The following is a 15,095-nucleotide window of genomic DNA, read 5'->3' as shown; positions in this document are numbered from 1 at the left end:
ACGCCGGGACGCTCGTGCTCGCCGCCGGCTCCCTGGCCAATGCCTCCGCCACCCCCAACGCCACCGTCACCGTGGCCAGCGGCGCCACCCTCTCGGTCGCCGCCACCACCGCTGGCTTCAACTACCAGATCGGCAACGTGGGTACCGTGGCCACCAATGGCGCTCAGGTGATCCTCTCCGCCGGCTCCTCCTTCAGCATGGCGAACAATGACTCGACCGGCACGCTCACCATCAACCGCAATGCCGGATGGGTCTCCGGCGCGGGTCTGACCATCGGCGGCGCCAGCGGCTCCACCGTGCGCATGACCTTTGACCTCGGCAACGGCGCCAACAAGGCTGACACCATTGTCGTCTCCGACGTGACCACCGCCCTGAACAACACCGTCAGCATCGGCGCCAGCGGCGGCACCGTCTTCATCCTGCCGGAAGCTGGAATCGGCGGCCTGACAGCCGGTCTGCACGACCTGATCACCTTCAAAGCCGGCGGCCTCAATCTCAATGGCAAAACCGCCATCAGCCAGTCGCTGACTCTGGGTACCCCGGGTATCCTCGTGGGCGGTCAGGGCTATGCGCTGACCATCGTCATGAGGAATGCCTCAAATGCCGTCGTCACTGATGCCACCCAAGCCGTGGCCATTGCCATCCAGGTGGCCGCTGCGGCCGCACCCAAAGACTACTACTGGGCAGGCAACCTCAACAACCTGTGGTCTGGCGCCAACTGGAACACAACCGCCAGCGGCGGTGTGGCCAGCGGCTCCATCCCCGGCATTTTTGACAACGTTTTCTTCTCCACCACCACCCCGACACCGGGCAATCTCAGCATCGACCTCAATGGCAACCAGGTCGTCGGCGCCCTCAACTTCAGCTCAGGAGGGGCGGTCACCCTCAACAACAACACCCTGATGCTGCTCAATCCTGCGGCCATCAATGTCAACACCGCCGGCAACATCATCAACAGCGGCCTGATCCTGGGCACCAGCCAGACATGGAACGTCGGCTCCGGATTCACCTTCACCGTCAACGGCGTGGTCGATGACAACCAGGTCGGCTACTCCCTCACCAAGTCCGGTGCCGGCACCCTGCTCATGGCCTCCAATGCTCTCAGCAGCAGCTACCTCGGCGGTACCACGATCACCGGGGGTGTGCTCTCGACAGCCAGCCTGGCCAACGGACGCGCGAACAGCGGCATCGGTGCCTCCACCGCAGACGCGGCCAACCTTGTGCTCAATGGCGGCACCCTCAGGTACACCGGCACGGGAGCCACGACCAACAGGCTCTTCTCCGTCGGCAGTTCCGGCGGTAAAATCGAGTCCTCCGGCACGGGCGCGCTGATCTTTAACAGCGCAGGCGCCATGGGCTTCAACAACCAGACCACGGCACGCCTCCTGACCTTGGGCGGCACCAACACCGGCAACAACACCATGTCCGTCGCCATTGGCAACGGCACCGGCTCCACCTCGCTGACCAAGACCGATGCCGGCACCTGGCTGCTCCAGCCGAACAACGGCGTCACCAACGTCACCGGCACGATCAACGGCACCACCACCATTGTTGGGGACGCCACCGGTCTGGTGACCAACCAGCTCATCAGCGGCGAGGGCATCCAGGCCGGTTCACGAGTCGTCTCCATCGCCAGCGACGGCCTGAGCTTCACCATCGACAAAGCCAGTGACGCCATGGCCCCGGCAGAAACGATCAGCCTCGCCCTGCCAGGCAGCACCCTTGCGGTGAATGACAAGGTCGATGCCGACGGCACGATCAATCCAGACGGCTTGTACACCGTCACGGCCAACAACGGAACGACGGTCACCATCTTCAAGCCTGCCGAAACGAGCCGCAGCATCGCCTTCAGCGCTGCCGCAGGCAACGGTTACACCGGCGTCACCACCATCAACGGCGGCACGCTCAGAATCCTTGACGTCCAGAATGGCGGCATCGCCAGCGCCATCGGGGCATCCAGCAATGCTGCGGCAAACCTGGTCATCGACGGCGGCACCCTGCGCTACGAGGGCGCAGGCTCCAGCACGGACCGCCTGTTCACCATCGGCACCACCAACGGGGCCACCCTGGACGCCTCGGGCACCGGAGCACTCACCTTCATCAACCCGGGCTCGCTGGCCTTCAGCGGTTCTGGCAGCGGCCTTCGCTCGCTCACCCTTACAGGCACCAGCGACGCCGCCATCATCAACAGCCTCATCTCTGTCATTGGCAACGGCAGCGGCACCACCGCCCTGATCAAGACCGGAACCAACACCTGGCGTCTTGGCGGCTCCAACACCTACACCGGCAGCACCACCATCAGCGGCGGTGTGCTTCAGGTCAGCGTCATGACCAACGGCTCGGTCGCCAGCAGCATCGGGTCTGCCACCAACGTGGCCTCCAACCTGGTGATCAACGGCGGCACCCTGCGCTACACAGGCAACGCGGCTTCCTCCAACCGTCTGTTCACCATCGGCACCGGCGGTGCGGTGATCGAGGCCTCGGGTGTTGGGGCTCTGACCCTGAGCAATGCGGGCCTCCTCGGCCTCTCCGGCACGGGAGCGCGCGTCCTCACCCTCACCGGTACGAACACCGGCGCCAACACCCTCGCATCCTCCATCAATGACAACGGCGGCTCGACCAGCGTCGTCAAGAACGGCACCGGCAACTGGGTGCTCTCCTCCACCATCAGCGGCTACACCGGCACGACGACGGTGAACAGCGGCACGCTGCAGGTCGGCGTCTCCTCCGCCGGACGCACCGGCTTGGGCGCCACCACCGTCAACAGCGGTGCCACCCTCGCAGGCTCAGGCACCATCAACGGCACCGTGGGAACTCTGGGCAACAACTTCCTGGATGGCACCAGCCATATGATCAACAGCGGCGCGACCCTCTCCCCAGGCGATCTCCTGGGCGCAAGCGTCGGCTCCATGACCTTCAACGGCAACCTGACGCTCCAGACCGGCTCCACGGCCAACTTCCAGATTGCCGGTGCGACCCTGAACGGCGGCTCCGGACTGCTCAGCTCGCTGCTCACCGGCACTTACGACACCCTCGGCGGCTACCGTGATCTGAACCGCGCCACCTGGGACGCGACCGCCATCCCTGCCGGCCGGACCGACTTCATCACCGTCAACGGCATGCTGACCCTGAACCACACCACCCTGGTGGTGCAGGACCTCAACAACTACCTCACGCTGGCCACCAGCGCGGGCAAAGCCCAGAGCGGTGACATCTTCAATCTCGGCAACTGGACCGGCCTGGACTCGCTTTCGAGCTTCAACGTCGGCGAAAACTACCGCACGGGCGGCTCCGGCGGCGGCGACCTCATCCTCCCCACCCTCGGCGGCGGTCTGGTCTATGACGTGAGCCTGTTCAATGCCTACGGCCTCATCCTCGTCATCACCAAGCCCGGCACCATTCCGGTGCTGATGAACAACTTCAATCTCGACCGCTCCACCTCATGGAATGCGGTGGCAAGCTGGCTGCCAACCACCGTGCCAAACTCCATCGGTTCCATCGTGAACTTCACGACCAACATCGGCACGGCGGTCAACCTCAACGCCCAGATCAACCTGGACGGCAACAAGACCGTGGGCGTGATGGTGCTGGGGGATCAGAACAACACCAACCACTTCGAGATCGCCCAGGGCAGCGGCGGCAGCCTGATCTTCAACAACGGCGGCTACGGCAAGGCGCTGCTGAGCAAGGTGCAGTCCAACAGCACCACCGTCGGTGCAGACGTGATCTCCGCACCGGTCCAGCTCGCAAGCAACCTGCGCGTCAATTCCAACGCGGGCGGCGCCACAGCCCGTCTCGACATCAGCGGCTCCATCTCCCAGGTTTCGGGCTCGACTTTCGGCCTCGACATCATGGGCCCGGGCCGTGTCACTCTCACCGGCCAGACCGCCAACTCCTACACCGGCCTGACCACCGTCTTCAGCCGTGGCAACAGCGACGCCGGCAATCCGGAACTGGTGCTGGCCAAGACCACCACCGTCATGAGCACCACGACGAGCAACAGCGTCCAGGTCTCCTCCGCCACCACCTCGAGCGGCAGCAATGTGGTCAACCTCGTTGGCGGCGCCAACACCAACAACTTCTACGTCGGCATGGTGATTTCCGGCAATCCGAACATCCCTGCCGGCGCCACCGTCATTCAGATCAACTCAGCCACCCAGTTTGTGATCTCGACGAACGCCAGTGTGACAAACACGGTCGGAGTCGCCACCACGTTTGACGTGCGCCAGCTGGTCAACGTGACCAACACCGCCGGCTTCTATGCCGGCATGGTGGTCAACGGCAATCCTGGCATCCCCAACGGCACCGTGGTGCTGGCGGTCAAGAACGGCACTCAGCTGGTTCTCTCCAACGCAGCCACGGCTTCCGCCACCACCAACACCACCTACGGCACCTATGTGGCCAACGGTACCATTGTCGGAGACCTCAAGATCGGCAATGTGAGCATGGGCGGCTCTGGAACGGGCGTCGTCCAGCTTGGCGCGAGCGAGCAGATCGCCAACACCTCGCTCATCAAGTTTGACGCAGGCTTCGGCGGAGACTCGACCGGCAACAACGGCAACAACTCCTACTGGAAGCTGATGGGCTTTGACGAAACCGTGCGTGGCATCTCCGATTTCACCGCCAGCGGCGTCATTGAAAACCTCGAAGGTGAAAACCAGTCGGCCAACAGCACCCTGACTCTGAACACCAGCGGCGTGAGCTACTACAACGGCTTCCTCCGTGACCGCGCCAACAACACGGGCACCGGCGTGCTGAACCTCGTCATCGGCGGCAATGGCACCCAGGTCCTGGCCCTGGGCAACATCACTTATTCCGGCTCCACCACCATCAACTCGGGCGCCACTCTCGTGCTCGAAAGCGCGACCAACTTTGGCAACGGCATCAGTGGCGGCACCATCGGCACCCAGACGATCACCAACAACGGCACTCTGGGCTTCCGCATCAACAACAACGCCACCTGGAACTTCTCCCGCGCTGTCTCCGGAACAGGCGCGATGGTGCGCGACGGCGGCAACGGCACTCTGAACTTCAGCTCTTCGGTCGCCACCTTTGGTGCCGGCATCAAAGTGCTTGAAGGCGGCACAACCAACTTCAACAACACCACCACCGTCACAGGCGGCGGCTTCTACGTTTCCGGCATCCAGAACCTCACGCTCGTGAACTGGAACAGCGCGGTCAACGTGCAGTCCGGCGGCCTGAGCGTGGTCGGCAACGGCAACAACGTCACCTCCGGCGGCGTGCTCTCCGTGCTTGCTTCCAGCACGATGAACGGCGCGATCAGCCTGATCGGCGGCGACCTGCGCATTGAAGGCTCAGGCGCCCTTTCCGGCGTGACCAGCATCCTCATCTCCGGCAGCGGAACCCTTGCCGATGGCAACACCTTCCAGGGGCTGAGAATCAGGAACACCAGCGCGACCGCCGTCAACCGCATCAACGACTCGGCCACCATCACCATGAACGCTGGGCAGCTCACCCTCCAGGGCGTGGGCACCGCAGGCACGGAAAACTTCTCTGAAACGCTGGGCACCTTGTCCTTTGCCGGTGGCTCGAACCGCATTGTTTCGGAAAAAGCCACCTCGGCCACCAACCTTCTGACCTTGGCCGGCCTCGGGACCCGTGCAGCGGGATCCACCGCCATCTTCAATTCGATCCGCGGCAGCTCGGACACCGGCGGAGTCATCGCATTTACCACCACGCCCACGGCAGTTCTCGCCAACAGCAACGGCATTCTCGGCGGCTGGGCGGTTCGTGCGACCATCACCGGCGGCCAGGCAGCCTATGAATGGGCCACGGTGTCCTCCCAGACCGTCAACGGCAGCTCCGTCAACGCCATCACGGCCCTGACCTCCTACACTGCGGCCAACAGTGCCACATCCATCCATTCGTGGACTTCGACGCAGAACATCAAGGTCACCGCCTCGCAGACTCCGACCTCCTTTGGCAGCCGCACCATCAACTCGCTCAACATTCAGAGCGGCTCCGGCCTCACGATCAACATCAACCCGATCTCCTCGACCACGCAGAGCACGCTGATCATCAACAGCGGGGGCATTCTGGCCACCCAGGCCACGCACACCATCACGGGCGGCAGGCTCACGGCTGGCACCTACACCGGCTCTCTCAACCCTTATGAGCTGATCTTCCAGCAGCCAACCAACCAGCTCAATGTCTTCAGCGCCATCGTGGACAACGGCGCCAACATCGTCTCCGTGGTCAAGTCCGGTGCAGGCACTCTGGTGCTGAACCCGACCGTCACCGCAAGCGTCGTGAACATGAATCCCAACAGCGCCACGATCACGCTGAACACGAACAACTTTAACACCGACATCGTGGTTGGTTCCACCGTGTCCGGTTCTGGCATCGCTCCGGGGACCACCGTCATCGGCCTGGTGGGCAACAACCAGGTCATCCTCTCCCAGAAGCCCACCGCTGCCATCACCACCACGCTGACCTTCGGAGTGCTCAACACCTACACCGGCAAGACCTACATCAACGACGGCGTGCTGCAGATCACCCGTGAAAGCGACCTCGGATCGAATCCCGGCAGCTACCAGGCCGACCAGCTGACGATCAACGGCGGTGTGCTGCGCGCCAGCACCAACCTGGTGTTCAACGACTCCAACCGTGGCATCACCATCGGGATCGCAGACGGCTACTTCCGCGTCGCCACCAACAGCACCCTGAGCATTGGTGCTGCCAACAGCATCATCGGAAACACCGGCAGCCTGATCTTCTCCCCTGACAGCGCCAGCCTTGGGGTCTTGCTGATCGCGGGCAACAACAACCTCTCGGGCGGCCTGGAAACTGTCGGCGCGCAGGTGATCGACACCGGCACTCTGGCCTCGACCTTCGTCACCGGTGGAAACACCGTGACTGTGGCGACGACCGCCGGTCTCGAAGTGGGAGGCACCGTCACTGGCGACGGCATTCCTGATGGCACCGTCATCACACGCATCGTTGATGGCACCACCATCGAGATCTCGCAGCTGGCAGTGGCAGACGGCACCAATCAAAACCTGGTGTACAACGGCTTCAATGCCGTGAAGCTCACGGGCAACAACACCATCGGCTTCATCCGCATGATCGGCTCCACGATCGCGCTGCTTGGAAACAACACCCTGACGAGCGACATTCAGGTGAATTCCGGCCTGCTGCGCCTGGGCGGCAGCAACCAGTTCAACGGCACGATGACCGTCAACGGCGGCGAAGTCCGCCTTGAGAGCAGCAACGGTCTGGTCAGCAGCAACGGGGGCTACACCGTCTACACGGACGGCACCTTCAACCTCAACGGCTTCAACACCACGGTGGCCAAGATCACCGGTACTGGCACGGTCACCAACAACGGCACCGCCGCCTCCACCCTCGTGGTCAATGCCACCGACAACTTCACCTTCAACGGGGTGATCACCGACGGCCCTATCTCCTACGGCGTCCTGGGACTGACCAAGAACGGAGATGGAGTCATGACTCTGGGCAACGGCAACGCCTACTCCGGCCCCACCGTGATCAACGGCGGCGTGCTCCGTGTGTCGCAGCTCGCCTTTGGCGGCTTCAACAGCAGCATCGGCAATGCCACCAACGACGCGGCCAACCTGGTCTTGAACGGAGGCGCGCTGAGGTACTTCAACAACGCCTCCACCATCACCGACCGCTCCTTCACACTCGGCGTCGGAGACAGCGCGGGTGCCATCATCGCAGACGGCACGCTCGTCGGGGCCACCGTGACCTTCGGTTTCAACGGACTGTCCCCTGCGGTGGCATTCACGGGCTCGGGCTCCCGCACCCTGACCCTGGGCGGTGCCAACCGTGGCGACAACCTCTTCAATCTGGCGCTGGGAGACGGCGCCGGCGGAGCCACCTCGCTGACCAAGATTGGCAACGGCACCTGGGTGCTCGGCACGCAGAGCTCCTACACGGGTGAAACCACGATCCTCGCCGGTGTCCTGGCAGCGACTGTGGACGGCGCCTTGGGGGCTGCGGGTGGTGCAGGCATCATCCTTGCTGGCGGCACCAATGGCAGCAACCTGATCGGCAACCAGAACGCCACGCTGGATCTGCGCGGCGTGACCTACAACACGGTGCAGAACATCTACCTGGCAGGCGGCACCCTGGCCACCACCACCGGAAACAGCTCCTGGGCTGGCTCGGTCTTTGTCAACGCCACCTCCACCATCCTGGTGCAGCAGGGCTCGGTCCTCAATCTCAAGGGCACCCTGGGCGGAAACAGCTCCATCAACCAGATCGGTGGCGGCACGCTGATCCTCAGCGGCCAGGCAGATCCGACCACCCGCAACAGTGTCTCCACGATCAATGTCATCAACCACACCGTTCAGGCCGGCACCCTCCGCCTGGACTACACCACCAACAATTTCAGCAAGCTCGCAGACAATGGCGCCCTGGTGCTCGGTGGCAGCCGTTTTGGCGGCACGCTCGAACTGCTGGGCGGATCTCACGTGGAAATCGTCGCTGGCGTGACCATCAACACCGGTGACAACCGCATCTCGCGCCTCGGCGGCAGCTCGATCCTGCGCATGAACGGCATCAGCCGCGGTGTGGGCGGCAAGGTCAACTTCAGCGGCAACGACATCGCCAGCACCGACACCAACAACACGGTGGGCATCCTGGGTTCCTGGGCCACGGTCGGTGATTCCGACTGGGCAACGAAGAGCTCCTTCAACGAATCGCTGGTCGATACCAAGACCACGACAGCCGGCGATCTCATGATCCGTGCCTACACCGGCTACACCGCCAGCTCGGTGAACAACGACTGGGTCATCTCCTCGACCATCGGCAACATGGACTTCGTCGCGAACACAACGCAGACGAACGACACTGCCAATACGCTGCGCTTCCACAACCCGGTGGGCGGGGGAGGGGTGAGCACCGTCACACTCAACGGATCAAACACGCTGCAGGGCGGAGCCATCCTCGTCACCTCCAACATGGGTGGCAGCACGGCTCTGATCGACGGCACAGGCACGCTTTCCACCGGCCGGGTGGGCACCACCGTCAATGACCTGCTGATCCTTCAGAACAACGTCAATGCCCCGCTGGACATCTCCGCGGTGATCGTCGACAACTCCGCGAGCCGTGCGGACCGCGCCGGCACGATGGTGAGCGGCAACACGCTGGTGAGCAACATCAACGCCGCCGACCTCGCCGTGGGCATGCTCGTCACGGGTTCCGGCATCGCTGCGGGCACCACCATCACCTCGCTCTCCTCGGTGGCCACGGTGACGATCAACCAGACCATCGGCAACAGCGTCATTGTCTCCAGCGTGCCTACCAACCTCTTTGTGGGAGCCACACTGCTGGGCCGCACCGTGACCGGCATCAGCGGCACGACCCTCACGCTTGACGGAGCCCCCAACGAAACGATCTCCAGCGCCTCCACGCGCGAGTTCCAGACCAACACCATCACCCTCAGCGCGGCTCCGACATCCTCGGTCACGCAGACGCTGCAGTTCAACCAGAACCGCACCGGCACGACCAATGCTGGCAGCAATTTGATCAGCGCGATCAGCACCACCAACGGAACCGGCCTCAACGGCACCAATGGGACTACGGGCCTCTATGTGGGGATGAGAGTCTCCGGACTCGGCATCGTGGATGGAACCACCATCACTTCGCTTTCAACTACCGCCACGGTTAACATAACCGCAACTTCCGGCAACACTGTGACGGTTTCCAGTGTGCCTTCCACCCTTTTCGTAGGAGCGACCGTGCTCGGACGCACAGTGATTGCCATCAATGGCACAACCCTCACGCTTGATGGCGCTCCTAATGAAACTATCACCAGCAGCACCGACCGGAGTTTCCAGACCAATACCATCACCCTCAGCAATGCCGCCGTGGCAGGGGCGGGCACCGGCTCGCTCACGTTCTCCCAGGTGACCGGCCTGGACAAGACCGGCCTGGGCAACCTGATCCTCTCCGGCATGAACCTCTACACAGGGGTCACCACCTTGAATGCGGGTGTCACCACGATCTCCTCCCTTGGCGTCGAAGGCTACACCTCCGGCACACAGATGATCACCAACCTCACGTCGCTGGGCCGCACCGCCTCAGTCGAAAATGCCGCCGGCCTGACGATCGGAACCATCGTCACCGGCTCTCAGCTCCCATCGGGTGTCACCATCACGGCCATCAACAGCCCCACCACGGTCACCCTGTCCAACGGCGCGCTGCTCACCACCACCGGTGCCAACCTCAACTACGACAACAGCGGCATCACGGCCAAGAGCGGCACGATTTCTGCCACCACCACGGCCAACAGCGCCACCGTCACCGTCGCCAGCGGCACGGCAGGGCTCACCGTGGGGCAGACCGTTTCCGGCTCCGGGATCATCCCCACCAACGGCGGCACCGTCGTCATCCTCTCCATTGTGAACAGCACCCAGATCACCATCGGCGTGCTGAATCCTAGCGGCAACGCGACGACACTGGCGCTGGTGTCCGGCACCAACAATCTCACCTTTGGCAGCTCCACGCTCTACAACGGCACGCTTGCCACTGACACCCAGAGCGGCACACGCATCACCGTTGGCAGCACCCTGGGCATGACCGTGGGCCAGACCATCTCCGGCAACGGCATCCCGGCCAACTCCACCATCCTGCGAATTCTGGATCAGAACACGATCGAGATTTCCAACCCCGTGACCACCACCGGCCAGAACAATCTCACGTTCGGAGCCAGCACCAGCATCGGAGCCACGCTGATTTCCTCCACCACGAACGGAGACACCAAGGTCACCGTCGCCTCCACGGCGAATCTCAGTGTCGGCCAGCTGGTCTCCGGCCCTGGCATTCCTCTCGGAGCCACCATCACCAAGATCGTTGACGGAACCACGATCTACATCTCCGTGGCGGCGATCACCACCGGCTCCAACACCTTGGTGTTTGCAGGCCCGGCCTCCAGCCTTGGCGCCTCACGCAACACCCTGGCCAACCTGGTCTTCAATGGCGGCACCCTGCAGTTCAACGGCACCAGCGCCAGCTCGGACCGTGGCTTCACCATCAATCAGACCGCTGTCTGGGATGTGGGCAACGCCTACACCGTGCTGACCATGGGCGGCAACTACACCACCCCCGGAAATCAGGATGACTACGGCATCGTCAAGATCGGCGCAGGCACCCTCTACATGCTCGGAACCTCCTTCGGCGGCTACGGCATCAGCTCCTTGGTGGTGGGAGACGGCACCCTGAAGCTCGCGCCTGCATTCAACGACCAGTACATCCGCAACGACATCGGCGCCCTGACCATGGCAGGTGGCACGCTCGACATTCAGAGCATCTCAGGCCGCAACACCACCCAGAACATCATCGGCACCCTGAACATCGCCGAAGGTTCTTCCGTGATTCGTGTGACGGGTGCGAATGGTGCAGCCACCTTCCTCAACCTGCAGGACATCAACAACCCTTCAGGCGTCAACTTCCAGAAGGGCGGCACCGTGCTGTTTGAAGTGAACGGTGGTGCTCTGGTGTCTCAGATCACCCTCGCCGGACGCGCCTTGATCGACGTCGGTGTCATCATGCCACGTGCCCTGTTCACGCTGAACAGCACCAACAATCCGGGCGTGAACAACTTCGCCTTCGTGGACTCTTCCACCAACATCATCACCGGATCGGACATCAAGGGCTCGCACACCTTCCGTTCCAATGTCGCCAACTGGATTGTCACCGACAACATCAGCGACGGCGCCCTGATGGAAGAATCCTTCACCGGCAGCACGGTTTCCGGCGCTTCGGTGAACACCATCCTGCTGACCAACAGCGGCACCTCCTTCGCGGGTGACCTTGGCCAGGACTCCAACCCGCTGCTGGTGAAGCGTGTGCCGGGCGTCGACCGCCTCCAGGTCGGCCAGCTGGTCCGTGGCAACGGCATTGCAGACGGAACCTTCATCACCGCCATTGATGTGGCCAACAACACCATCACCCTGAGCCAGGCGCCGGTCCTCAACGGACCTTCCGTGACCCTGTATGCCTTCAACTCGCCTACTTTCAGCGGCACTCTCAGCGCGGACGGCTACACCATCACCAACATCTTTGATTCCCGTCTCAAGGTGGGCATGGCGATCTCCGGACCTGGCATCCCTGCCAACTCAACGATCTACTCCATCGATGCCGTGAACCACATCGTGCTGATCACCAACCCAAGCGGTCAGCTTTTCACGCAGGTCGGCACCGTGTCTCTCTATTCTGAAAGCCTCACGACGCAGCCTATCGAGCTCAATTCCAGCATCATCACCATCACGGACACGCTGACCATTGCCAGCGGTGCCATCCTGCAGACCACGCACTCCGGCACCCACCAGAATTCCATTGTCGGTGGCGTCCTGACCAGCGGTCTGGCCAACACAGACGGAACCACGGCAGATCTTATCATCTACAACTGGAATCCGCTCACGGCGCTGAGCATCAGCGCCTCCATCGCCAACAACAACTCCGCCGGTCGGCTCGTCAATCTGGTGCTGAGCGGCGACGGCACCACGGCTCTCTCCGGCACCAACACCTACACTGGCACCACCTACCTGCAGGGCGGTGTCATGCGCCTGGACTCCGCCGGTGCTCTGCCAGACGCCAGCCATCTGCGGATCGATGGCGGTGTGGTCGGCCTCAATGCCGGAGACTTCACCCGCAACCTCGGCACAGGCAGCAATCAGGTGGACTGGACCAGCAGCGGTGGCTTTGCCGCTTACACCACCAATCGCACCGTCAACATTGGCGGCAGCGCAGCCACACTGACATGGGGCCTGAACGGCTTCGTTCCGGACAATGATTCCCTCATCCTCGGCGCCCAGGATGCCGACAGCACCGTGATCTTTGCCAACGGCATCGACCTTGGCCGCAAGGCACGCATGGTCGAAGTCGTCAGCGGTCGTGGCCCTGTGTATGATGCTCCGTCTTCCTCCACCCTCGTCCCTGACGCCGTCATCTCCGGGGTGCTTTCCGGCAGCAACGGAACGCTGATCAAAGGTGGCAATGGCGTGCTCAGCCTGGCCGCAAACAACACCTATGCCGGCGGCACCTCGCTGGCTGAGGGGACCCTGATCGCCCAGCAAAACGGCTCTCTGGGCAGCGGAGCCGTCGAAGTCGGCACCACCACAGACACGCGCACCGCTGACAAAGCGCTCACGCTCGTCTTCAATGGAAACACGCTTTCCAATGCGGTGACTTTTGGCAACGTGAACAGCGAAGGCATTTCGGTGCTGCAGACCACCGCTTCCAGCACCACGGTCACCGGAGCCGTGACAGTGAACCGCACGGCCGGAGGCAATGTCTTCCTGTCCAACAACGCGGGCTCCACAGTGACCTACCAGGGCGTCATTTCCGGCCAGGGTGGCATCACGGTGATGGGCGGCGGCACCGTCGTGCTGGCTGGTGCCAACACCTACGGCTCACAGACGGGCGGCTCCGGCGCAGACATGGCAGGAGGCACGGTGCTGCGCTCCGGCACCCTGGTTCTGGCCAATGCATCCGCGCTCGGTCAGACCTCCACCCTCGAGCTGGGTGGCAATGCATTCACTCCGGACTCCTACGGGTTCTCGCTGACGGCTGACTACGCCACCAACGGGGCTTCGCTTCTCGGAGTGGAGCGCAACACTTCCTTCTACGCCAAAGACGTCAGCGGCTACGGCGGTGCTTTCCTGGCCACCGGCGGCGGCCACATCGTGGCCAATGACTCCGATGCAGGCTCCGGTGCCTTCTACTATGTCAGCCGCACCATTGACGGCGTGACCTTCACCAGCGCAGACATCGGCAAGACCATCCTGGTCAAAGATGAAATTGACCACCCAGAGCGCAACGGGCTCTACGCCATCACCCAGATCAATGATGACATGACCATGAACCTGGCCCGTGTGGACGGACTCAACAACACCAACGGCCTGGTCTTCAACTCCTCTGCCAACATGGTCAACGGAGCCCAGGTCTCTGTGAACGGCGGTTCCTCGGCCGGCCTGACCTACTTCATGGCTTCGCCAAGTGTCACCACCGTCAATGGAGCCATCACCGATCCGGTCCACTGGTTGCAGGATCAGAGCAACCCGAACGTCACCCTGCAGATCAACAATGCGGCCATCACCACGATCACGCAGAACATTGACATCAACTACAACGGCGTGGGCACCACCACCATTGCCTCGGCCAACCCGGTGACCTTCACTGGAAATGTGAGCCTGCAGAACCTCATCACCGGCTTCCAGGATTACAAGGAGCTGGTGGTCCAGTCCAGCACGCCAAATTCCGGAACTGGCATCGCCTTCTCCGGAAACATCACCGAAGCCAACGGGGCGGAGGACATGCTCGCCCTGACAAAGACCGGCTCAGGCGTGGTCACGCTCTCCGGCAACAACACCTACCATGGCACCACCACGGTGACCTCAGGCACCCTGCTGGTGAACAACACCGCCGGTTCCGGCACCGGCTATGGCAGTGTGGTGGTCCAGACCGGGGCCACGATTGGTGGCACGGGTTCGATCGCTCCCGGCGTTGGCAATGGCCTCACCGTCCAGACCGGTGCGACACTGGCGGTTGGCAACATTGGCCACACCGCAGCCAGCCAGCTCATTGTGGCCCTCAACTCCACGGGAACCACACCCACATACACAGATCCGTTCCTTGGCGTGGTCCAGGGCGACCAGAGCTTCGCCACTCTGGCCACTGGCTCCACCCTCAAGCTGAACCTGTTCCTCAATCTGAGCGGCACGACCAATACGACCGAAAACGACCGCCTGATCTTCAACAACACCGGATCTGCGTCGTCCCTGATCACCATCGACGGGGCTACCCTGAAAGTGGGCATCGGCTCTGGCAGCTCCCTGGTTTCGACCAGCTTCAACGTGGGAGATTCCTGGAAGCTGATCGACTGGGGTGGCCTGACGCCGACTGGCAAGTTCGCCAACCTCACCGGCAACACCTCCACTGATTTCGTGGACCTGCCCACCCTGACCGGCGGTATGTTCTGGGACATCAGCAATCTCTACAGCACCGGCATCATCGTGGTGGCTGTGCCTGAGCCGGGCAGGCTGCTGCTCTTGCTGCTCGGCTTCCTGGCCCTCGGCTGGCGCCGCCGCCGCAGGATGGCTGTTTGA

Annotated in this window: 1 protein-coding gene (only partly in view); it reads left to right on the top strand. The window is 62.7% G+C overall.

Translation table 11 applies throughout. From position 1 onward, the window contains the following. Positions 1-15,095 carry the end of a beta strand repeat-containing protein gene (locus ACZ5WW_RS08770; protein ID WP_377165085.1) on the top strand. The gene continues 16,918 nt to the left of window position 1, outside the view, so 15,095 of the gene's 32,013 nt are visible here — the last part of the coding sequence; the start codon falls outside the window, past its left edge; the stop codon is at positions 15,093-15,095.

Source organism: Prosthecobacter fluviatilis (genome assembly GCF_055388355.1).
This window is presented reverse-complemented; position numbering and strand designations above follow the sequence as displayed.